The sequence below is a fragment of the Cytobacillus kochii genome, from assembly GCF_020171845.1.
GTDB classification, from domain to species: Bacteria; Bacillota; Bacilli; order Bacillales; family Cytobacillaceae; genus Cytobacillus; species Cytobacillus kochii.
The window spans coordinates 174,533-199,302 of record NZ_JAIVAM010000007.1; the positions used below are offsets into that span (position 1 = coordinate 174,533).

Consider the following 24,770-nt stretch of genomic DNA (forward strand, 5'->3'; position numbering starts at 1 on the left):
ATTAACTATTATTTCATATAAGGTACTTGAATAATAATAATTGTGCCTTTACCAATATTGGAATCTATCGAAAGCTGGCCCTCCAGAAGTTCAACTCTTTCTCTCATGCCGATAATACCAAAGGATTGTGCTTTTTTCTTATTAATATCAAACCCTTTACCATTATCTCTAATTACGACTGCTATTCTTTCATTATTAATTTCAGTTTTAACAATAATCTCTTCTGCATCAGCATGCTTCATCGCATTCTGCACAGCTTCTTGAATGAGTCGGAATAGCGCCACTTCATATTGACTTGGTAAACGAACCTCTTTACCAACATTCATGAAAGTGATTTTGGTCGAATTATGATATTCTTCGATTGTTTGTAGATACTTCTTTAATGTAGGAACAAGACCTAAGTCATCTAAAGCCATTGGTCTCAGGTCATAAATAATTCTACGGACCTCATATAAAGCACTTCTGACCATTTTCTTTAAATTCCTTATTTCCTCCATGGCTTCATCTGTGCCACGCTCTTTATAAACACGTTCAATCAAATCAGAGCGCATCATCACATTCGCCATCATTTGCGCCGGGCCGTCATGTATTTCACGTGAGAGCCTTTTACGCTCTTCTTCTTGCGCCTCAATGATTTGTAAGCCAAATTCTTGTTTCATCTTCGCATCTTCAAGCATCTCACCCATTTGCTTGATGTCACTCATCAAGTAGTTCATGACAACAGTAATTTGGGAAATTAAATGCTCGGCACGCTCAATCGTATCACTAACGCCCACTAATCTTCTTTCAATGTCGTCTCTACGGTCACGAAGCTGCTTTTCCATTTGCCGATTCATCGATAGATCCATTTGTAATTGATGGGCTTTTTCATATGCATCACGTACTTGCGCTTCCGTGTAATCTTTGAAATGCATACTGACTTCAGATAATCGTTTACGCGCAAAACGTGTTTGACTTTCTAAACGGTCGCCTTCATCAATGACTTTAATAACCATTACCTTAACATCTTTCAGTTCTTCGGTTAAGGTCTCATAATCTTTTCGACATTGCTCACCAATCCGGAAAATTTCATTCTTACTCGTACCGACCGTTTCTATCATTTTTTCTAAAATTAAATCGAGCGACTTCGTATCAAATTTTTTTATACTCATTCGCGATTCCTCCAAGGGTATACCCTGTTGTTGCTATTCCTTATTTTACCTTGAAAAGCGGTATTCGACCATGTGTAGCGGCAGAAAATAATACCATTTGACACAAAATTCGATAAATAGTCGCACGCTTGAAAATTTTTTATATGTCATATATCCTAATTTTATGTTAAAAAAAGAGGATTATTGGCAATATCTATAGTTATCCTCAGATACATACTTATTATATCACTTCAACGATTCGACAATATTAAAGTTTGTTTACAATCTATTAATATTTATGTTTTCCGAAGATTGTCGAATTATAATAGGAAGAGACTTGCAGGAAGGAGCGATATTTTTGCTTCCACAATATCATACCGTCAAAGGTTACGGGGAACATGAAATTATTATACAAAAATCTAGATTTATTGCATATATTGACCGAGCAGAAACAGAAGAAGAAGCGCAAGCATTTATTCAGAAAATAAAGAAGCAAAACTGGAATGCCACTCATAATTGTTCTGCCTATTTAATTGGTGAGCATGATTTAATTCAGAAAGCTAACGATGATGGTGAACCGAGTGGTACAGCTGGTGTACCGATGCTTGAAGTGTTAAAAAAGAGACAATTAAAGGATACCGTCGTGGTAGTCACCCGCTATTTTGGTGGGATTAAACTTGGTGCCGGCGGTTTAATTCGCGCTTACGGTAAAGCTACATCCGAAGGTTTACTTGCTACAGGTATTGTTGAAAGAAAGCTAATGCGCATCATGCATACAAAAGTTGATTATACCTTTCTTGGAAAACTCGAAAATGAATTACGTGCTTCCATTTATCCAATAAAAGAAATCCATTATGCCGATCTTGTTGAAATTGAAACTTATGTAAAAGATGAAGAAACAGCTAACTTCAATGCCTGGATGATCGAATTAACAAATGGACAAGCAGAAATAACTGAAGGTGACGTGTTATATTTAGAATCGACAATTTCTGAGTAAATATTTTACGTATATGCAAATCCATTGTAAAATAAACATTAACTATGTAAAGAATCGATTAAATTTTTACTAATAAAGGAGCAATCATATGTCTTATGATGGTCGTAATGCCCAAAAGGTGAGGAGACGTAAAGTGAAGCGCAGAAGACGTGTTTTCGCATTTATCCTTCTTCCTCTACTAGTCCTTGCCCTAAGTGCCACTGCCTACGGTGCCTATCTCTATAATAAAGCAGAGACAGCGATGAACAGCACATATAACCCACTAGAAAGAGAAACCAAGCGAGATGTAGCTGTACAACCTGATGTTGATAACTTTTCACTACTCATTATCGGAGTCGATGATAGTAGTAAACGGGGTTTTAGTAATTCAGCGCGTTCAGATGCATTAATGGTCGCAACATTTAATAAGGAATCAAAATCTATTAAACTATTAAGCATCCCTCGTGATTCTTATGTTCAGATTCCTAAGCTTGGTTATCAAGACAAAATCACCCATGCTCACGCTCACGGCGGACCACTCACTTCTATTGAAACGGTTGAGCAGCTACTCGATATCCCCATTGATTTTTACTTAAAGTTAAATTTTGATGCATTCATTGAGATCATTGATGCACTAGGTGGAGTGGAAGTAGAAGTACCTTATGCCTTATCTGAGCAAGACTCAAATGACAACGCAGGGGCTATTCAATTAGAAGAGGGCTTACAAACATTAAATGGTGAAGAAGCATTAGCGCTAGCACGTACGAGAAAGCAAGATAATGACATTATGCGTGGACAAAGACAACAAGAAATCGTTAAAGCGATGATGAAAAAAGCCGTATCAGTAGATGCTATTTCGAAATACGGGGATGTCATCGAAGCAGTCGGAAACAATATGGAAACAGACCTTTCCTTCGACCAAATGAAATCACTTATTAGTTATGCGACTTCTAGTGGCATGACACCAGATATTGAAATGCTCAATCTCAAAGGTCAAGATATGTACTTACCAAACTCTAATGGTAATCGTGTGTATTATTATCAAATAGATGATACTGGATTACAGGAAGTTATTTCAGAACTACAAAGCCATCTTGATTTAGGGACTACGAACCTCGGACAAAATGAATCTACTGATCCGACAAATGGCGAGAGTTCAACAGACGGCGAAATTTCTACTGAATCAAGTGAAGCTGGTTATAATAACGAATATTAATAGAATTATTCTTTATAGAAACCCCCAAACAAAAAATTGTTTGGGGGTTTTTATTCAGACACATCTTACTCATACTGTTGTGGTTCTCTTTTAGGTGGGCTCATTCTCTCTTATTTTCTAGCTAGTGGTATGGGCATTTCTTGTTTGTCCAGACTTCTTTCTATTTTTTTCTCTTCAATTAAAGGGGCACCTTATAAAGCTTGATAGCCTTTTTATAAGAATGTACGGGAATTTATACATGCATCTCCGTTTCTTGTTACTTTACACTTATACATGGCTTTCCCGCACTTCTCAGCCTTCTCCTTTTGGCTTTTGCACTTATACACGGCTTGTGCGCAATTCCCTGGCTTTTTCTCTCTCTGTTTTGCGCGTATATGCCATTTGCGCGCAATTCCCTGGCTTTTTTCTCTCTCTGTTTTGCGCATATACACGGCTTGCGCGCAATTCCGTGATCTTTCTCTCTTACTTTTGCACGTATATGCCATTTGCGCGCAGTTCCCTGGCTTTTTCCTCTCATTTTTGCGCGTATACACCGCTTGCGCGCAATTCCGTGATCTTTCTCTCTTACTTTTGCGCGTATACACGGCTTGCGCGCAGTTCCCTGTCTTTTCCCTCTCTCTTTTGCGCGTATACACGGCTTACGCGCAATTCCGTGATCTTTCTCTCTTTCTTTTGCGCGTATAGGCCGCTTGTGCGCAGTTCCCTGTCTTTTCCCTCTCTCTTTTGCGCGTATACTCCATTTACGCGCAGTTCCCTGTCTGTCCCCTCTCACTTTTGCGCGCATATACCATTTGTTCGCAATTCTCTCCTATTACCTCTCAAGTCTTGCGCACAGTTACCATTCTACGTTCTATTTCGCAACATTCATGAGCATTTATTATTCCGCATCATTTCTTCAAACAGTTCTCGCCCACCAATATAGTTATCCAATAGCTCTAGGTAAAGCTTTACTACCAAATTTTTTCTATCAACCTTATCAACCTCTTAATCTACAAAAAAAAGCTAACCAAAATGGTTAGCTTTTGTATCAGTTGCCTTTTCCTTTGAGTCTTTTCAATAGGGGCTGGTAGTCTTTGCCGAGTAGACCGATCAATTCGGCAAATAATTCGAGCATGACAAGGACAACGGCTATTAGTAAGATGGCTCCCCATACTTTTGCTTGAGAGAAGATAATGGCAATCATGCCAAAAGTAGCTGCCATCGCATAAATTAATAAGACTGTTTGGCGATGGGTAAAGCCTGCATTCAATAAGCAATGATGGAGATGTGATTTATCTGGTGCTGATATCGGTTGTTTGTTTAAGATCCTTCTAAATATCGCAAAAATCGTATCGGATAATGGGACACCTAAAATTAAAATAGGGATAATAAACGAAATCACTGTTACATTTTTAAAGCCGAGCAATGACAAGACAGCAATCATATATCCTAAAAAGAGAGCCCCTGTATCGCCCATAAATATTTTCGCTGGATGAAAGTTAAAGACAAGAAACCCGAGTGTAGCTACCATTAACAAAGAAGCCATGGCAATTACATACGTATTCCCCATGAATACAGCCATCCCAGCAATCGTAAATAGCGCAATCGATGATACTCCAGCTGCTAATCCGTCAAGCCCATCAATTAGGTTAATTGCATTCGTCACACCAACAATCCATAAGATTGTAATAGGGATAGCAAAATAACCAAAGTCGATCCGATTATCGCCAAAGAATGGGTTGTTAATAAACTCAACTTCCACATTTCCCCAAAAGACTACGATTAATGCGGCAGCAATTTGCCCTATCAATTTATACTTAGCAGGTAATTGATATTTATCATCTAACATACCGATTATAACGATGATAAATGCACCGACCATGATCGGGATATGCACTTCTTTATTTGGTGAGAAGATTAGCACACCGAGCATGAAGCTTAAATAAATCGCTAAACCACCTAAACGAGGCATCACTTTTTCATGGACTTTTCGATTATTTGGTTTGTCTGTTGCTCCTATCTTAAAGGCCAGTCGTTTTACCAGCGGTGTTAAAAGAACGGAGCATATAAAACATAATATTAAGGTCAAATAAATCATAAAGACCCTCCTTATGGATAGCATGCCCCTCTTTCACACTTGGAACCAGGCATAATTTACAAATTCGTACAATTGTATATCGAACCTATTATATCATAGTTGTACCATTTAAAAAGGTACTTTTTTTGACAAAATCCGCAATATTTATGTCCAATTTTTGTAGGCGTCCATCACATTTTCCCGAAAATGCTCCACACTAAACCACCTTGATGCATGTTTATAGAGATTTTCACCGATTTTTTTCAAGGAACCTACATAATGGGCATTGATCGCCTCTTCAATTGCTAGCGCTAATGCGTCGACATCTTTCACTGGAACAAGCCAGCCATAATCTTTCGATGGAATCAATTCACAGACCCCACCAACATCGGTCGAAATCACCGGCTTTTTCGCTCTTGCTGCCTCTAATAAGACAATTGGAAAATTCTCACTTAATGATGATAATAGATGAAGATCTGAAATTTGTAATAAGGCATCAATATCCTGTCTATATCCTAGAAATTTAATTTGTTTAGCTAATCCTTTGTTGTTCACAAAAGCTTTTAATTCTTGTTCTAAAAAGCCATCTCCTATTAAAAGGAGTTTGACCTGAGGTGCTTTAGCCATGACACGGCTGATGGCTTCTAAGGCAATCCGATGGCCCTTTACAGGTGTGAGTCTCGCCACCATAGCAATTACAAAATCATTCGCCTCAAGCCCTAACCCTTTACGTTCAAGCGTACAAGACTGCATCTGTCTATTAAAATCTATGCCATTGAAAATAGTCTTCACTTTACTCCCATCCACACCATGTGAGAGCAAGAGCTCTTTGGAACGATTAGAAATGGCGAAATAATAATCAGGGTGCTTCAAAAGCCATAAATGCAACTTAGTAAAGGCTTTTCCTTTCAAGCCCCGATTAAGAAAATCATCATAGGGATTGCTATGTAATGTTGTCACCCACTTACATTCTCGGTAGGTTTTTTTTAGCAAATAACCATAAAGATTTGCTCGCGCACCATGTGTATGAATCATCGTCATTTGTTCTGATTCAATATATTTCTTTAAACGTTGAATGACTGATAGATCATATCTTTTTTTCGTAGCGAAAAGCTTTACGCGAATCCCTCGCTGTAATGCCTTCTGATAAATCGGTCCAGGTTCAAAAATCCCTAGCGTAAAAACAGAAGGGTCACTATTCTCTAATAAATCAAGAATATGTGTCATGCCCCCACCTGTATCATTCCCTGCATTTAAATGGAGTACTTTCATCGTTGATATTCCATCCTTCTTCATAGTATCAGACGGAACAGCTTAGAAAATAGTTGCAGATTCTAGGGATTTTTACTTCAATCTCGCTTTCTGGATTGCCGTACTTGCTTCACAAATTGAGGTAAAACGAGCACCCTTCTCCAACGAGAGGGCTGCTTCAATAGGCGGTAAAACCACTCTAACTTAAGGTTTTGCCAAAATTCTGGCGCTCGTTTCATTTCACCAGATATAATGTCAATCGTGCCACCGACCCCCATGAATAACCCTTTAGAGAAGCGATGATAATTAGTGGTGATCCATTCTTCCTGACGTGGAAAGCCTAAAGCAACCAAGACGATATCTGGCGCTAAAGCTGCTACTTCTTCAGCCACTTGCCCATCTTCCCAATCAAAATAACCATTATGTCTACCGACAAGGTTAATTCCCGGATAATCTTTTTCTATATTTTCAGCTGCTCTTTTATTTACTTGTTCCCTTCCTCCGAGAAGATATACATGCCAGCCTTTTTTATTTCCTTCATCTAATAAGGACATTGTTAAATCAAAGCCTGTTACACGCTCTTTTATCGGCTTTTGAAGCATATTCGCAGCAAGTAGAATCCCATTACCATCAGGCACCACGTAATGAGCTGATTGAATAATCTTTTGATAATCTTTATTCTCTTTGGCATACATAACGATTTCCGGATTCGCTGTCACGACAAATGTTTTTTCTTGTTTATCTATATGGTTGGTTAAAATGGATTCCATTTCTGTAAAGCTTGTATTAATAAAGGGAACCCCAAGTATATTTACGTAATCATGACTCATTTTATAACCTCAATCTTTATCTTAATAGTCGGTGTTTTAGTTTACACCGTTCTGATTATACTAATAATAAAAAGCACTTTTCCTTAAAGGAGATTCATGATGAAAAAACAGCTTATCCAAGCTGCGGGACTCATAACAGGTATTGCAATCATTAGTAAGGTTCTAGGTTTTGTAAGAGAATTGCTTATGGCCTCTTATTTCGGTACTTCAACAGTGGCTGATGCTTACTTTGTAGCATCCATTATCCCTGTTTTATTATTCTCAGCAGTTGGCATGTCCATTACAACTGGTATCATCCCTCTATATGCTGAATTAAAAAAACAGCATTCACTAGAAGCACGAAACGTAGTAGGGGTACTTACGACTGTATTCCTCATTCTTGCATTAGTGATTACTGTCATCGCAATTCTATTCACCCCTATCATTACCCAATGGATGGCACCAGGGTTCACCGAAGAACAGTGGTATGTAACAAATGTATTAACGATTATCATGCTACCAAGCTTCTGCTTCTACGTTTTATCTGCCGTTTCAACAGGCATTTTAGAATACGAAAAGGAATTCGCACCACCCGCAATGGGAGCCATCCCGCAAAACATCCTGATTATCATTAGTATTGTCGTACTCTCACAGTTCTATGGGATATACGGTGTAGCCATTGCCACTTTGTTAGGAGCCATTAGTCAATTTCTTGTACAATACCCGTTTATAAAGAAGTATAAAGTAATTCGACTTAATTTTCATTTTAAAACCTATTCTCTATTCATTAAAAGAACCTTTTTTTCTTTTATGCCATTAATTATTACGTCCATTGCTTTTCAGTTTAATACAGTCATTGATCGCTTTTTTGCATCTGGACTGATAGATGGTAGCGTTTCAGCCTTAAACTATGCAAACAAGCTGATGTTTCTGCCGTTAAGTATCATTCTCCTATCCTTTATCACCGTGTTGTTTCCATCCATTATTGATACGGCGGCAGAGAATAAGAATGAGCTTACTCCACTAATCATTAGCGGTATGACGATTATTAGCTTAGTCGGCATACCTATTAGTGCGGTCATGTTAATAGAAAGCCGGACATTGATTGAAGTAGCTTATGAGAGAGGCGCATTCAATACGAACGCTACTACTATAACGAGCATTGCCTTTTTCTTTTATACAATCGGTATGATCGCCATCGCATTAAAGGAATTTTTAAATCGCTCATTTATTGCCTTACAAAATGAGAAAATGACCATGATAGCTGCAATCGTCTCTATTATCGTCAATATCATTTTTAGTTTGATTTTAACACCTTTAATGGGTATTGGTGGTGTAGCCTTGGCTACTTCTATCAGCATGGTCTCACAGACGGTTGTTTTGCTATATTTTTTACGGAAGGAATTAGACATACCGAGACAAGAGATGAAGGATTTATTATTTTCTCAAGGAAAAGTATTCACGATGTTCTTACTCGTAACTGGCGGTCTTTTCGGCTTACATAAGCTCTATCATTCCTACTTACCAGCACTGCTGTCGATATCAGTGACAACCTTCACAGCCGTCATTTTCACTATACTAGTGGCTACATTATTGAGAATATCCGAAATGGAAAAGTTCGCTGAATGGGCTAGGACACTCAAGAGAAAGCCCTAACAGAATCAATCAAACGTTTGTTTAAAAAATGCGTTCATTCGAAATTTGCAGCTGAGAATTCTTAGTTCATAGAATTCTCAAGCCGCACGGATTGGATTCCACAGGCTAGCCAAGCCATTAGTAAAGCTAAATAAATACTCACACCAGGTGCTGTTAATACATGACCAGCGATAAAAGCGACCCCAAGACCTAGAGCTATTCCAGTGAGTACTAAAATGACCTCTAAGTCCATCAATCGTTTCATATTTTGAAATGCTTGTTTAATCAATTGCCAAAGCATATAGACAAAGGGCAGCAAATATAAACTAAACCCTATCATTCCTAAGGAATAGAATAAATCTAAAAAATCCATCTCAATCGTTTTGGCTTCATCCGTAAAGTTGCCACCATAACCCATGCCAAACAGCTTTTGCATCCAAGGCGCCTCTTGAAAATAAGCTTGATACTCTTCCCAGTAAGTTTCCCTGCCGCTATAGACGATGTTATCCTTCTGTTCACTTGTCATCACTTGTGTTTTCCCTTCTTCTTTTGAAACACCAAGCCAATCAAGCTGTAGCTCCATGTTATGGGCAACTGGGGTATATGGTGTCATAAGAATAAAAACAACAAACAAAATGCCAAGTGTAACTAATTTAGTTCTTTGTATGTATTCTCTTTTTACCAAACAAAGAACAATAGAGGTACCAATGCTGATAAGCAATGTAATCAAAATCGCCCCATAACCCACTTTCGTCCCTAAAGCCAGCAACCCATACATAACCGTGAGTAATCCTACCATTAACCACCACGAACGTTTTATGGCAAAATGCAATACAACCGGTAACCCCATAGCCAAAATGGCGCCAATCTCATTGCCAGCATAAAACCAGCCAACATGACCACTCTTCCAATAATCATAACTAGGAAACGCAGTATCAGAAAGCCCCGCCACCGTCATCATCGCCCCAGTCAAAATCACAGCTATCATCAAATAATAGAGCGGAGAAATCCTAAACCCTCTGCGAAAAGCCACTAGAAAGAATAGAAAACAGACAACAAAATAAACATTTTTCATTAACCATTTCAGCTCAGGTCCCCACATAAAAACAGGTTTCATCGTAAACTGAACCCCAATCGAAATCACAATAAACAAGCCAAATAACAACAGATAGCCTAAAATCACGGGTTTTCTTACATATGATGTAAATAATAAGTAAGCACATATAAATAATAAAAAACAAAAACGCATCGCTAAACCAAGCGTAAATGCTTGATCATTCAAACGAATAGACAAAGATGTAAGCACATCAATAATTGGCTGTAATAACAAAAAAAGCATACTCAGCCACAACACCTTATTTCTCTTTTCAGTCTTCAGCATAAATAAACAACCTCTTTGGTGGAATTTGTATTTATTATATGGGAAATTTGGAATTTTACTATAGGAGGTGTTAAAAATAGAAGTATAATTCTAGTATCTTACCGCTTATCTTTTTTCTATCAATTATTTGTTTAATTATCAATGTTTAACTAATTGATTACAATTTTTGATTTTTTATGGCATTTACATTTTATAAACAAATTAATGTTAAAATAAATAGGATTAAATTAAAAGGAGAACTTTAAAATGAAGAAAATATCGGTAATCATACCAGTGTTTAATACTGCTGAGTTTTTATCTGATTCGATTACCTCAGTTCTAAATCAAACTTATTCTAATATCGAACTTATAATAATAGATGATGGATCTACTAATGAAAAGGTAAAGGAGGCATTATACCCTTATAAAACATACTCAAATGTAAAAATAATTTATTTAAACGAAAACAAAGGAGTTGGCTATGCTCGCAATAAGGGGTTAGACCATGCTACTGGAGAATATATATATTTTCTTGATAGTGATGATATGATTTCTTCAAACACACTTAAAGAACTCATATCTAACATTAACAATTCACATTATATTTTTGGTAACACAATTAGAATTAAAAACGTGGATGAAATAGATGAATATCCCGTACAAGATTTAATAACAAATGTAAAAGTAAATAAAGCATTCAATGATTTATCTATTTTAAACTGCCTTTTAGACTCTAGTTGGATTAAGGCAAATAACATTATTTTCAATGAAGATTTTTACTTTTATACAGATATGTCATTTATAGTAAATGTTCTCAAAGAAGATATAACATCTTCTATTCTTGTTTGCCAAGGGGCACATTATTATTCTAGATTAAGAAATGACCCAATCAGTAATCCTTCACTACTGCAAATGGATACAAAAATACAAGCGCATGATTTTTTGAATTTATATATTAATTTAAAATTGAAAAACCATAGTAACAAAATAATAAATGAATTTTTAGATAATCAATTATTAAAATACTATAGAAAAAACCATTTTAACATTTTCAATGACTTCGAAATATATCAAGATTTGATTAGAGCGTTTGATAAGATGGAGGATATAAAAAAACAAAATAATCCATTTATAAACATACAAATCACTCAACTAAAAAGGCATAATCAAAAAATGTTTCAAGTATACAATAGACTAGAAAGGATTCTAAAAGATATAAAAATTGCATTATCTGGCCGTACAAAATTTAAAATATTCCTGTATAAAAAACTATTAACTAAACTTCCTTTAAAGAAAAAGACGGTAGTATTTGAAAGCTTTTTAGGTAAAAATTACTCCGATAGTCCAAAAAATTTGTATGAATACATGTTACTGAATAATAAAGACTTTAATTTTGTTTGGATATTTAATGAAAGAAAAAGAATACCAGGTAACGCAAAACAAATTAAGAGGTTTAGCCTTAAATATTACTATTACTTAGCTACCTCCAAATATTGGGTTAGTAATTCCAGAATGCCTTTACACCTTAATAAAAGAGAAGGAAATATTTACTTACAGACATGGCATGGAACACCTCTGAAGAAACTAGTGTTTGATATGAATGAAGTATATTCTGCAAATCCAAAGTATAAAGAACATTTTTATAAACAATCTAGAAGATGGGATTACTTGATAGCAGCAAATAAATATTCAAGTGACATTTTTAAGAGAGCATTTAAATTTGAAAAGAGAATGCTTGAATTTGGTTATCCTAGAAATGATGTCTTACATCATCCTGATAAAGATCTATTTTCAATTAAAGTTAAAAGAAAATTAAACATTCCCTTAGATAAAAAGATAATCACCTATGCTCCTACCTGGCGGGATGATGATTTCTATGCTCCAGGAAAATATAAATTTCAATTAAAATTAGATCTTGAAAAAATGAAGCAGACACTAGGAGATGAATATGTTATCTTACTAAGAATGCATTATTTTATTGCTGATAACATTGATACAAGTAACTTTAAAGATTTTGTATTTAACTTATCGAAGTACGATGATATAGCTGACTTGTATTTAATATCAGATATCTTGATAACTGATTATTCATCTGTATTTTTTGATTATGCTAACTTGAAGCGACCTATATTGTTTTATACCTATGACTTAGAAAAGTATCGTGACACTTTAAGGGGATTTTATATAGATATGGAAAAAGAAGTACCTGGTCCATTGTTGAAAACAACTGATGAAATAATTAATGCCATTCAAAATATCGATAAAGTGCAGGCAGAATTCTTGCCAAAATACGAAGCGTTTTACGAAAAGTACTGTTCATGGGAAAATGGGAATGCTTCAGAAAAAATTGTTGATGAAGTGTTCAAATAAATCACATTACAAATTCCCATAAATAGTATTCGGGTTCACCATAATCTAAAAATAAAAAGTTCATTTGTTCCTCAAGAGAGGAACAAATGAACTTTTTTAAACTAAATTTAATTCTCTTTGTTTCTTTAATGAATTATCCCTGTATTCTTTCTTCTCTTCACTAGTCATTTTTTTATATTCATTCAAAAACTTTTCATATTCAGGAATGACATTATTTACATCTCCATACATTCGAATTTGTCCATACTCAAGCCAGATAGCTTTTTCACAAAACTGTTTCATTTGACCTATTGAATGACTGATGAAAAACATCGTTTTCCCTTGAGATTTAAATTCATTCATCTTGTCTAAACATTTCTCTGCAAATGCCTTATCTCCCACTGACAATGCCTCATCTATTATTAATACATCTGGATCAGTATGCACAGAAATAGAAAACCCGAGGCGGGATTTCATCCCGCTGGAATATGACTTAACTGGCTGATCAATAAATTTGTCTAACTCTGCAAATTCAATAATACTTGGTTCTAAGTTTTTTATATCCTTCTTACTAAACCCTAACATTAAACATTTTAGTTCAATATTTTCTCTACCAGTAAGCTGATTGTTTAGACCAGCAGAGACAGCTATTAAAGACGGCTGACCATTAATTTTAATTGTTCCTTCTGTTTGAGGTACAACGCCAGCAATTACATTTGAGAGTGTTGATTTCCCAGAACCATTAACTCCTACAAAACCTATTATGTCACCCTTATTAGCTTCAAAACTGACATTTCTTAAAGCATAAAAATCCTCGCCATAACTTTTAGGTAAGATGATATCTAATAATTTTTCTGAGGGATTTTGATACAGCTTATATTTTTTTGTTACATTCTCTACTATAACTGATTTATCCATATCAACACTTCCTCATTATAAGAAATCAATAAAATGTCTTCTAAATTTCAAATGTAATATTGAACCGATAAAGAATAATACCAAAACGATTAACCAGAAATACAATGTGTAAGATATACTTTCTGTAATATACCATCCTTCTCCTAATAAAGCATGTCTATACCCTTCAACTAGATAGTAGACAGGATTCAATTTCATAACTGCTTGAAGGCTTTCTGGCAACTTAAATGTAACCCATAAGATTGGTAACATATAAATCATTATTCTTAATAAAGCTTGGATAATCTGCTGCACATCTCTAACAATTGTTGATAATGTAGAGGTTATTAATGAGATTGCTAATAATAAAATAACCGAAGCAAACATGAAATATGGGACCTGTAAATAATAAACACTTATAGGAAAACCAGAAAATTGAAAAATTATTGTAATAATAATAGTTAGAGCAATATGAGGATATAATTTAGAAAATATTACATAAGTTGGTATAACGCTCATTGGAAAGCTCATTTTTGATATCATTTTTATTCTTGAATATATTGATTTAGATCCTTGTGAGATAGAGGGATTGATAAAGAACCATACAATCAAACCTGCTACCATCCAATGAAAAAAGGGAACACCTTCTACATCACTTCCCCCACGTATCCCATAGCCAAATACAAACCAAAAAATAGTAATCTGTATACCTGGATTGAGTAATTCCCAAAGCATACCTAGATAATTATTGTTATTACTGCTCTTTAACTCATACAAAGAAAGGCGTCGGATTAAATAAAAATTGGCTATTTGCTCTTTAATGACTGTCATCATAGCGCTCATAAATTAGTATTCCTTCCTAAAACAACTTAAATTCAAAACAATTACAACTTCTAAGCCACCAAAGATATTATACGAAATCAAATCATTTGATACAACCAAAAGCATTATTTTGCTTTATTGAAAACTTCATCGACTACTCTCTTAGTTGCTTCTCCATCTTCCAAGTAGCAAAACTTTTCATAAAACGAATGGAAATTTGAAGGCAATGATTGATCCATTTCATATTTCCTAATATATTCAATTACTTCGTCGGTTGTTTTTACCAACGGGCCGGGCGCTTGCTCTAAAAAATTGAAATAAAAACCACGTAATTTATCGCGATATGTCTCAATATCATAGACAAAGAATATAATAGGACGGCCAAGGTTGAGAAAATCAAAAAAAACAGATGAGTAGTCTGTAATAAGAACATCTGCGATTATATACAGGTCTCGTATATCTTCATAAGAAGAACAATCATATACAAACTCTTCAAGGTTAGATAAATCAATATGCTCAGAAACTAAATAATGCGTTCGTAAAATTACAATATACTCTCCTCCTAATTCATCTCTTAGTTTCTTAAGATCTAATTCCAATTCCAGTTTATATCGACCTGCTGAATGATACTGATCATCTCTCCATGTTGGTGCATATAAAAGAATCTTTTTATCTTTTGGTAAACTTAATTTTCTTATTATATTTGATTTCTCAATTTTGTTATTCACTAGAAAATCATTACGAGGATAACCTGTAACCAGCATACTTTCACTAAATTTAAATGCGCTTCTAAAAATATCACTAGAGTATTGATTTGCAGCAATTAAATAATCCCAGTTTCGTGATTCTGTATAAAAGGATTTCTTATAATCTTCTGTATTAGTACCGGCCATATAAATTGATTCTAAATCAAAAGCTAACTTTTTCAAAGGAGTACCATGCCATGTCTGCACATAAGTTGTATGTTTGGGTTTTGGTAGCCATACAGGCATTCTGCTATTAGTAACCCAGTACTCTGCTCTCGCTAACCGAATTAACCAAGGAATAGAAAACCTTTTCACGAAAGGAATTTCACGTTTTTTAAATTGTGAAACACTTCTTGGATCGGCACTCCATATCAGCTTATATTTCGGTAAGTTCGTGTACATATATTCATAAATTGCTCTTGGGTTGCAACTATATTGTTTACCTAAAAAGCTTTCAAAAACGACCAAGTTCCTCTTAACAGGTAATTTACCTATAACAATAAAGAGGATTTTATATATTGAAATTAATAACGGTGATAAAAACTTTTTTAGTTTAGTCACTACTCTACTCCTAGTAAAAATCATTCTTATTATAGATTTTCCTTATTAAATTTAGACTAGATTCCCCTAGAGAATACTCATTCCACACATTTTTAAATGCTTTGATTTGCATAATATCGAAGTCATTTCTTTTTATTGCATTAATAATACCATCTGTATCTTTTACAATTGGGCCAGGTACAAAAGATTCATATACCTGCCAAAATCCCCGCTCCTTTTCATATGCATCTAAATCATGTGCATAAAAAATCATTGGCTTTTCAAATAAAGAAAACTCAAAAGGGATGGAAGAATAATCTGTAATTAAATAATCTGTAATAAACAATAAATCATTAACTTTATATTCACCTGATAAATCTAATACTTTTTTTCCTAGTTGTTCAGGAATTTTATTATTATTTTCAATTTCAGGATGTAACTTTAGAATTAATATATAATTGTCCGCCAGATTACCTAACATATTTTCTAAATCAATTTTCAGATTGAAATGAGATAAATCTTTCTCACGATAAGTTGGCGCATATAATATTACCTTTTTATTCATTAACTGAGGGTAATCATTATATAGCTTTCTCTTAACTTCTGTCTCTGCAATTTCATTATAAAAATAGTCAGTTCGTGGTATACCCGTTTTAAGTATTTTTTTTTCATCTACGCCAAATGCAGAGTAATAAATCTCAGCCATTTTCTCAGTGCCTACTACTACATGATCAAACTTTTCATAAACGTTCCTGAATCTTCTCTTCGCATTTTCTGAACGCCCCTTAATAGATGGGTCCTTTAGTCCAAATTTTTTAATTGCACCAGCTGCGTGCCACACTTGAATACAAGTAGCTTCTTCTTTAAATTCAACCTCTGATAAAAAACCATAATAATTATCAATGATGATATGAGTTGAAGTAGCTATATGATAAATTGAGAAAAACGTATCAAAGATATGATACGTTTCAAATCGATACACCTTTTCATTGTTTTTCACAATGTTATTTAGGTTTAACTTTCTGCTTTCTAAAAATACTATTTCTCCTGAATAGCCTTCCTTTAGCAGTTGGTTATATACATGCCATCCATTATCTACAAATGATAGAATAAAAGTAGTTTTTTTCCTTAAAGGAAATAATTTAAATACATTAAATAGTATTTTAAAGAATAATAGATAAATAGAAATAATTATTTCTCTAGCCATTATTAACTTTCAGTAAATCTTTCTTAATTTTACTAGTTGAAATACCTACCGTTCTTGGTAAATAAACTACTTCACATTGGTCCTTTAGGAAATCAAATTCACCTTCCCAATCATCACCCATAACAAATACATCGATATCATGCTTCTTAACATCGTTAACCTTCTGTTCCCAATTATCCTCAGCAATTACTTCATCGACATAACGAATTGATTCCAATATCATTTTTCTATTTTCAAAACTATGATAAGCTTTTTTTCCTTTTATTTCATTAAATTCGTCAGATGAAATCGCAACAATTAGATAATCTCCTAGTTCTTTCGCTCTCTTCAAAATATTTATATGACCCCAGTGGAGTAAATCAAAAGTTCCATAAGTGATAACTTTACGCATTATTGCCTTACCTCCCTTGTAGAATATCAATAATTATATACCCTACATTAATCATATCTAATTAGTTTTACATATTAGTTACTCCTATATTTCTATAAAATATCATTTACGACAAATATCATTTTCTATAGTTATATCATACAAATTCCAGTATACAATAAGAAACATAGTTAATTCCAGTAATATAACAATGTAAATAAAACCAATTTACATTGTTATATTACTTAGACTTTATCGTACATATCAACAACTTCTTATCTCAATACGAGACTTAGTTTCTACAGCTTGTTTTGACTATGCCACTTCCAAGCGGAAGTAATAATACTTTCTAAATCGTATCGAGCTTTCCAACCTAATTCGTCAAATATCTTTGTCGATGAAGCAACTAACCTCGCCGGGTCTCCTAAACGCCTTTCCGTTTCAATGACATTAGCTTTTCTCTTTGTTACATTTTCGCAAGTCTTAATGACCTCTTTTACAGAATAACCCAAACCGTTACCTAAATTATAAGTCGACCTTTCAACCTTTTTATCTAACAAAGCATTCAGTGCCAATATATGAGCTGATGATAAATCCGTAACATGTATATAATCTCGAATACAACTACCATCTTCAGTATTATAATCAGTACCAAAAACTGATATACTTTCTGTTTCACCTAACAAATGTCTTAATATAATTGGTATCAAGTGCGTTTCTGGATTATGATTTTCTCCTATATCACCCGAGTCATGTGCTCCTGCAGCATTAAAGTACCTCAATATTACATAATTTAGAGAATATGCATTAGAAAAATCTTCTAATATTTCCTCCACCATCAACTTTGATTTACCATACGGATTAATTGGGTTTGTAGATGTAGATTCATTTATAATATCAACATCTGGAATACCATAGGTAGCAGCTGTTGACGAAAAAATAAAATTAGTTACGTTGTATTTAATCATTGTATTTAATAAGTTCAAAGTAGATGAAACATTATTTTGATAGTATTTATAAGGGTTTTTTACCGATTCACCCACAAGACTATTAGCTGCAAAATGCATCACAGCTTCAATTTTATATTCAGTAAAAATTCGATTTAAAACCTCAACATTTCCAATATCACCTTCTACAAACAATGCCTTATTATCAACTAATGACCTAAAGCCTGTAGATAAATTATCTAAAACAACTACTTCCTTAGTTTTGATTAATTCTTTAACTAGGTGACTACCTATATATCCTGCTCCACCTACGACTAATATCATTTTAAATTCAGTCCTTTATTTATGTTTATATATTCTTTTCTTTCTCCAAAATTTCATCAAATAAATCTAGCCATTTCAGTTGTGTTATTTCTTTTGTATAGTTTTTTATAACTTTCTCATAAGCATTTTCACCCATATTAATAGCTCTATTAGGTGTTGCTAGCAGTTTACTCATTTGATCAGCAAGCTCTTTTTCTGAATTAGAATGGATAATAACACCATTTAAGCCATCATCTATTATATCCTTTGGCCCAAATGGAGCATCATAACTTATTACAGGTGTAGATTGGAACATAGATTCTAATATAACTAGTCCAAAACCTTCATATTTAGAGGTCAAGACTGTAAATAACGATTTTCCATAAACTTCATCTAAATCAGTTGTGTATGGATTTATTATTACTTTTTCATTTAGTCCTAGTTTATCCACTAATATCCTTAATGCTTCTTCTTCTGGCCCTGTCCCATAAAGGTTAAATATTACATTTGGGTGATTTTGGTGGATCCGATTAAAGGCATTAATAGCCTCATGCATGATCTTATCCTTATGATAACGACCAACCATAGAAATAATATTATGATCCTTTTGTCCCTTATATCTTATTTTTTGGTCTGTATTGGTGGAGTTCGGTATAACATATGTTTTTTCTGGATAACCAAACTGTTTAACAACCATCTGCCTTTGGTTCTCTGTTAAAAGCACTAAAGCATCTAAATTGCTGTAATTTTCCAATAGGTGGATGTGACTTTTTCTTAAAGGTGACCCATACGTAAATGGTGCATCAAAATGGTTAGTATGAATAGTGCCGATTCTATATGCCTTATCTTTATCTAATTTCATTAACGTATGAGTGAGAAAAATCCCATCGTTAATGATAAACGGTTTCTTGTCATGATTATCACAAATCTCATTTAGCCAATGTGAATGGAATAATAAATTGGGATTACTAGTACCAAATGATAGAACATTATTCGATGTTCTATCAAATAAAAATATCAAATATGGCTTTTTAGATTCTATATTCAATTGAATATTTAAGTAGCAAAAACCATCTTCTGTATAATATATCTCTTGTTTTGGTACTGCTTTAAATTTATCAAAATATACTACTTTTTGAATAAAGCCTTTTGGATCATACAATTCTCTTTTGACCTTCGCTCTTGTTTCATCGAAATAATCCATAAAAACTAAGTAACCGTCCTTAGACCATTTTTTATATTTTACATAGTGTCCTTTTTTATCAAAGTATCTGGCTTCTCGATTTTCATAAAATCTATTTTCAATAAAATAGTCATCTTCATTTAATTTATTTAAACTCGTATAATCTTCGATTTGTTGAAGAGTCATATTACCACGCGTATTCTTCTTCTTATAAAAGTCAAAGATATTTATTATTTTTACTTTGTTAGATAACCTACCTGAATTGTGAAGTTCCTTTTCAATTTGTTCGTATTTTGTCGAATAGTCTATAGTCAATAATTTTGTATCATAACCTTTTTCTGCTAAATATGATGACCTCTCAAACATAACTCTGGTTAACCCTCCACGGTTAACATCAATACTGTTAAGTAGGTTATAAATTGTCCTCATATATTCTTTCCCCTCATCTTGGAATATTATTTTATCCACATGAAATTTAAAACATTATGCAAGATGATTATGTCATAAAAAAAGTAACTACGTCAAAATTTTAGAGCTTTTAAACTAAATTTAAAAGCAGGAATAAATTCCTGCTTTTATTTCAAAAACTTCGCTGTTATTCTTTCAGATGCATGACCATCGTCATATTGACAAAACTTTTCTTTAAAACGACTTATTTGTATTGCGTATTCTTCTTCGTACTTTTCAATATTTTTAATAGCTCTTATTAACTCAACGGTATCTTTAGTAATTGGTCCAGGTGCATACTCTGTGATATCTAGATACATCCCTCTTAAATTATTACGATAATTGTCTAAGTCATAAGCAAATATAATTTGTGGTTTATCTAAAATTGCATAGTCAAACATTACAGAAGAGTAATCAGTTATAAGCATGTCCGATATAAGGTACAAGTCTCTTATGTCATCATACTTAGAAACATTATAGACAAATTCATCATTTGGCAATTGTACAGAATCAGCTACAAAATGATGTAACTTAAATAAAATTATATATTCATCTCCAAGTTCTCTTTTTAGTTTTTCTAAATCCATTTCCACATTAAATTTATTTTTAATTCTCCAAGTTGGTGCATATAGGATTATTTTTTTATTTAGTGGAATATTTAATTCAGATTTTACTGTGTCAATAAATTTTACATTATTGTTTGTGAAAAGCCTATCATTTCTAGGGTACCCAACCTTTAACACTTCTTGATCATATTCAAAAGCTCGCTTAGCAATGTCCTCTACATAATCACTCGGAACAGTCAAATAATCCCATCTAGAACATCTATTAAGATATTTCGAGCGTTTAGGTTCTGTATCTACGTCTCCTGGTACATCCAGTCCTAGTGTTTTTAAAGGTGTTCCATGCATAGTTTGAAGTTCCTTAGATCCTGACCTTTTTTTATAAAAATCAGGGAAGTTTACATTATTAACAAAATATTTTGCTGTAGCTAAATAATAATAATATTTGAGAGAATTTATACGAATTTTCTTACCTGAACCATTAATTCTTGTTTCAGTATTTTTTAAGAACCATATTGATTCAAAATCTTTGTAATTCTCATCAATATACTCATATAGTGCTCTCGGATTACAATCAAATGATTTTCCCCAATAACTTTCAAAAACAATAGAATTATTTCTTTTTGGTAAATACCTCATTAATGGGTATAACACTTTCTTTATTATTTCTTGTCTTCTTGGACCTCTTTCAATCCAATTCCATTCTCTTTTAATAACCAAACTTGCTTTATTATTCTTTTTAGTTCTCTTAAGAACATACTTTATATTTCGGTAGGTTCTTGATTTTCTATCTATGTTTTCTAGATCAAATATTACTCTATCAAGTCTGTTCTTATCATTATTTTCCAAATAGATACCCCAAGTCCCTTCACTAAGGTCATCTTGAAGACTTAGAGGTTCAATAATAGCTTTTAGTATTACTTTTTCATCAGATTGTTTAATTTTGCGAATATTGATTTTTACTTCCTTGTTTAATTTATTGTTTTTTAACACTAATTGGCAATCCGAATTTTCACTTACATATCCTTTTGCTACCAAGAAATGAAGTAGTATATTCTTCTCATCATATTTTACTTCATTTATATCTACAGTAAAATCACCAATTGGCAAATATAAATTACCCGCAGGACTGTGAGATATTTTCAATTCATTTTCACCGAGTGTCCATTTTTCACCATAAAGTTCAATGTCTGTAGTTAAAGGAGTGTATTCATTTTCGTAAAAAATGTGACCAAACCATTCTCCCCTTATATTGGCTTCACCTAGGTCTGATATCAAAATGTTTGCTTCAAAATTTGAGTCTTTGTCTAAAACTGTTTCCTCTAAATTTATAAGCAACTCTTTATCCTCTCTGTAATTCTTCAAACATAACTGACTTTCTAACAATGGTAACTTTGTAAACCCTTTTACTTTCAAATATGATGGTGTAAGTTCAATCCGGTTCACTTTAGTTAGTAGTTCCTCTTTTTGTATTACTAAATCCCATGCCGCATTGTACTTCAAGAAAATCACCGAATCGTTAATAATACGATATTTAGGTTTTGAAACACGCCCTTTAACCGGTGATCCAAGTGAAATTTCTCTCTCCACTCCGCCAGCATTTAACGTAAGAATAATAGCCATCTTTCCATTAGACATGTTAAAAATATTCGGATTTGAAAAGTCTATATCTAGCTCCCAACCGGACCAATCGTAATTATAAAGTCTTTTCAATGGCAATTTATCTGACATGTCCACCCCAAATTTATTTGTGATGTCTTTCCTTACCTTTTGTCGAAGATTTTCTAGTTTAACTGTTTCTCCAGTTTCCTCATTCATTAAAGTTGCTTTAATGCTCATTTGCTTCCGCTGTTTGATATCAATATCTTTGATATAGGAATAACCCTTAATAGTTAAGTTGTTTTCTGTCCATTTCATTGATTCAATTTTTCTTTTTACTATTAATTCATTTGTAACTTTTAAAAATTCTTTTGGAACTTCATCTTTATATGGGTAGTTTCCATAATAATCTTCACCGAATTTTTCTATCTTTGAATACTTTAATTCTGTTTTTTGAAATGACAAGACATCAAGTAATTTCTCTTTGTCTTTTTTCTTTACAAAATAATATTTCAAACGATCTATAGCCTTTAGTTTATTAAAAGCACCAGAGTTTACTGTCTCTAGATAATTTGAGACCTCATCTAAATACGTTACAATATAGTCATCATCTGCTACATCTAGTTGGTTGAGATATACCAACAAATCTGTACTTAACATCTTATAATCTTTAATATTGTTTAACTCTTGTGATGTTACATTTTCAGAAAAGTAATCATCTACCATTTTTACGGCTTTTAAACGATCCGTTAGATTTTTTAGATCAGTTCTTTGTTGCGTTATTGATTGATCACCATTATCTCGTGCTCTCCAGTAATAAATCACATCTGAAATAACATCAACCGAACTTGCTAAAAAGTGAGCTGGTATTGTGACAGGTAAATCCTCATATAACATTCCTTCAGGAAAAGTTAATTGGTGATTATCCCAAAATGTTTTTTTAAATATCTTGTTCCATGCAGTAGTATCATTAATTAATTCAGGATCTCTAGATATATGCGCCTTTACCTTATCTTCAGTAAAAACTTTCTGGTGTAAAACTGAAGGATAAACCTTTGTAGAATTAAACCTTACGACGTTACCAATTGCAATATCGGATCCAGTTTTACTTATAGTATTATAAAGCTTTTGATAGGCGTCTTCAGTGAGATAATCATCAGAGTCTACAAAAGCAATATAATCTCCAGTTGCAAACTGCATACCATAATTCCTAGCTTGTCCAAGACCTCCATTAACTTTATGATACACAGTCACATTTTCATAATTCTCAGCATAATAATCTGCAATCTTTCCACTTTTATCTTTAGATCCATCATTTACCAATATGATCTCGATGTCTTTCAATGTTTGATTTAACAAGGATAGAATACATTCAGCTAAATATTTTTCAACATTATAGATTGGAACTATCACACTTAGTTTTGGCTTATTCAAAGCTATTTCACCTCAGTACTAACATCGTTTAGTAATTCTTCCATTATTTTCAAAACATCATGTTTTAATTCTTCATGCTGTAAAGCGAATTCTAACGTTGTTTTTACAAAGCCAAGCTTTTCTCCAACATCAAACCTTTTTCCTTCAAAATCATAAGCAAACACATTTTGTGATTCACTTAAAGTTTGTATTGCATCTGTCAGCTGTATCTCTCCACCTGCGCCTGTACCTATATTATCAAGAATATCAAAGATATCTGATGTTAAAACATATCTTCCCATGATAGCTAGATTTGATGGAGCTGTACCTTGTGTGGGTTTTTCAACAAACTTATTCACATTGTATAAACGGCCATTCTTTTGCTTTGGATCGATAATTCCATATCTATGAGTTTCACTTTCCGGGACCTGTTGAACACCTATAATAGATGATTGTGTTTCTTCATATTGATTTATTAACTGTTGTACGCAAGGAATGTCGCTTTGGACTATATCATCTCCTAATAACACAGCAAAAGGCTCTTCACCAATAAAATTTCTTGCACACCAGACTGCATGACCTAAACCCATTGGGTCTTTTTGACGAATATAGTGTATATTAGCTAAGTTTGATGAGTGACGAACCTTCTCTAATATTTCTATTTTACCCTTTTCTTCCAAATTCCTCTCTAGCTCAGGTGCATTATCAAAGTGATCCTCGATTGCACGTTTATTTTTACCAGTTACAATTATTATGTCTTCAATACCAGAAGCAACAGCTTCTTCGATAATATATTGAATAGTTGGTTTATCCACGATAGGTAGCATTTCTTTAGGCATTGCCTTTGTTGCAGGTAAAAATCTAGTCCCTAATCCAGCAGCGGGAATTATTGCTTTTCTTATCTTCTTCATGATTATATCCTCCTTAAATAAAGTACATGGCTATATTATT

At 33.5% G+C, this 24,770-nt stretch carries 19 protein-coding genes; 4 read left to right on the forward strand and 15 right to left on the reverse strand.

Annotated elements, in window-relative coordinates:
- Positions 1-8: 8 nt before the first annotated feature.
- Positions 9-1,151 carry a sensor histidine kinase gene (locus LCM23_RS12035; RefSeq protein ID WP_095371820.1) on the reverse strand — a complete coding sequence of 381 codons (1,143 nt, stop codon included), beginning with the start codon at positions 1,149-1,151 and terminating at the stop codon, positions 9-11.
- Positions 1,152-1,488: 337 nt separating this feature from the next.
- Here LCM23_RS12035 and LCM23_RS12040 point away from each other — a divergent pair, with 337 nt between their 5' ends.
- Together LCM23_RS12040 and LCM23_RS12045 are read left to right on the forward strand one after the other, a co-directional pair.
- Positions 1,489-2,127, forward strand: a complete 639-nt coding sequence (locus LCM23_RS12040; RefSeq protein WP_224937163.1) for a YigZ family protein — start codon at positions 1,489-1,491, stop codon at positions 2,125-2,127.
- Between the two features lie 88 nt (positions 2,128-2,215).
- Positions 2,216-3,322, forward strand: a complete 1,107-nt coding sequence (locus LCM23_RS12045; protein WP_224937164.1) for an LCP family protein — start codon at positions 2,216-2,218, stop codon at positions 3,320-3,322.
- A gap of 256 nt (positions 3,323-3,578) precedes the next feature.
- Here the strand turns inward: LCM23_RS12045 and LCM23_RS12050 are convergent, their stop codons facing one another.
- The 4 genes from LCM23_RS12050 to LCM23_RS12065 form a co-directional block, all read right to left on the reverse strand.
- Positions 3,579-4,106: a hypothetical protein gene (locus LCM23_RS12050; protein ID WP_224937165.1), complete on the reverse strand. Its 528-nt coding sequence runs from the start codon at positions 4,104-4,106 to the stop codon at positions 3,579-3,581.
- Positions 4,107-4,349: 243 nt separating this feature from the next.
- Positions 4,350-5,399, reverse strand: a complete 1,050-nt coding sequence (locus LCM23_RS12055) for an MraY family glycosyltransferase (protein ID WP_224937166.1) — start codon at positions 5,397-5,399, stop codon at positions 4,350-4,352.
- 144 nt (positions 5,400-5,543) lie between these two features.
- Positions 5,544-6,650: a glycosyltransferase gene (locus LCM23_RS12060; RefSeq protein WP_224937167.1), complete on the reverse strand. Its 1,107-nt coding sequence runs from the start codon at positions 6,648-6,650 to the stop codon at positions 5,544-5,546.
- A gap of 77 nt (positions 6,651-6,727) precedes the next feature.
- Positions 6,728-7,459: a WecB/TagA/CpsF family glycosyltransferase gene (locus LCM23_RS12065; protein WP_224937168.1), complete on the reverse strand. Its 732-nt coding sequence runs from the start codon at positions 7,457-7,459 to the stop codon at positions 6,728-6,730.
- A gap of 99 nt (positions 7,460-7,558) precedes the next feature.
- Between LCM23_RS12065 and murJ the strand changes: the two genes are divergently transcribed.
- Positions 7,559-9,094, forward strand: coding sequence for a murein biosynthesis integral membrane protein MurJ (gene murJ, locus LCM23_RS12070; protein ID WP_224937169.1), 1,536 nt, complete (start codon positions 7,559-7,561; stop codon positions 9,092-9,094).
- Positions 9,095-9,155: 61 nt separating this feature from the next.
- Here murJ and LCM23_RS12075 read toward each other — a convergent pair whose 3' ends face one another.
- Positions 9,156-10,454 carry an O-antigen ligase family protein gene (locus tag LCM23_RS12075; protein ID WP_224937170.1) on the reverse strand — a complete coding sequence of 433 codons (1,299 nt, stop codon included), beginning with the start codon at positions 10,452-10,454 and terminating at the stop codon, positions 9,156-9,158.
- A 246-nt stretch (positions 10,455-10,700) separates the two neighbouring features.
- Here LCM23_RS12075 and LCM23_RS12080 point away from each other — a divergent pair, with 246 nt between their 5' ends.
- Entirely contained in the window at positions 10,701-12,803 is a 2,103-nt protein-coding gene (locus LCM23_RS12080; RefSeq protein ID WP_224937171.1) for a bifunctional glycosyltransferase/CDP-glycerol:glycerophosphate glycerophosphotransferase, read from the forward strand.
- A 96-nt stretch (positions 12,804-12,899) separates the two neighbouring features.
- On the opposite strand, the gene tagH is transcribed toward LCM23_RS12080, so the two are convergent.
- The 9 genes from tagH to galU form a co-directional block, all read right to left on the reverse strand.
- Entirely contained in the window at positions 12,900-13,700 is an 801-nt protein-coding gene (gene tagH / locus LCM23_RS12085; protein WP_224937172.1) for a teichoic acids export ABC transporter ATP-binding subunit TagH, read from the reverse strand.
- Between the two features lie 15 nt (positions 13,701-13,715).
- Positions 13,716-14,522, reverse strand: a complete 807-nt coding sequence (locus LCM23_RS12090; protein WP_224937173.1) for an ABC transporter permease — start codon at positions 14,520-14,522, stop codon at positions 13,716-13,718.
- Positions 14,523-14,626: 104 nt separating this feature from the next.
- Entirely contained in the window at positions 14,627-15,808 is a 1,182-nt protein-coding gene (locus LCM23_RS12095; RefSeq protein ID WP_224937174.1) for a CDP-glycerol glycerophosphotransferase family protein, read from the reverse strand.
- Positions 15,809-15,818: 10 nt separating this feature from the next.
- Positions 15,819-16,994 carry a CDP-glycerol glycerophosphotransferase family protein gene (locus LCM23_RS12100; protein WP_224937175.1) on the reverse strand — a complete coding sequence of 392 codons (1,176 nt, stop codon included), beginning with the start codon at positions 16,992-16,994 and terminating at the stop codon, positions 15,819-15,821.
- Positions 16,987-17,385 (reverse strand): glycerol-3-phosphate cytidylyltransferase, encoded by a 399-nt coding sequence (gene tagD, locus LCM23_RS12105; protein WP_224937176.1) that lies wholly within the window; start codon positions 17,383-17,385, stop codon positions 16,987-16,989. The genes LCM23_RS12100 and tagD overlap by 8 nt, the downstream gene beginning before the upstream one ends.
- A gap of 278 nt (positions 17,386-17,663) precedes the next feature.
- The gene (gene galE, locus LCM23_RS12110) at positions 17,664-18,635 is read right to left on the reverse strand and encodes a UDP-glucose 4-epimerase GalE (protein WP_224937177.1); all 972 of its coding nucleotides are present in this window, start codon (positions 18,633-18,635) and stop codon (positions 17,664-17,666) included.
- A gap of 25 nt (positions 18,636-18,660) precedes the next feature.
- Positions 18,661-20,226: a glycosyltransferase gene (locus LCM23_RS12115; RefSeq protein WP_224937178.1), complete on the reverse strand. Its 1,566-nt coding sequence runs from the start codon at positions 20,224-20,226 to the stop codon at positions 18,661-18,663.
- A 146-nt stretch (positions 20,227-20,372) separates the two neighbouring features.
- Positions 20,373-23,840: a bifunctional glycosyltransferase/CDP-glycerol:glycerophosphate glycerophosphotransferase gene (locus LCM23_RS12120; RefSeq protein WP_224937179.1), complete on the reverse strand. Its 3,468-nt coding sequence runs from the start codon at positions 23,838-23,840 to the stop codon at positions 20,373-20,375.
- A 2-nt stretch (positions 23,841-23,842) separates the two neighbouring features.
- Entirely contained in the window at positions 23,843-24,730 is an 888-nt protein-coding gene (gene galU / locus LCM23_RS12125; protein ID WP_224937180.1) for a UTP--glucose-1-phosphate uridylyltransferase GalU, read from the reverse strand.
- Between the last annotated feature and the right edge of the window lie 40 nt (positions 24,731-24,770).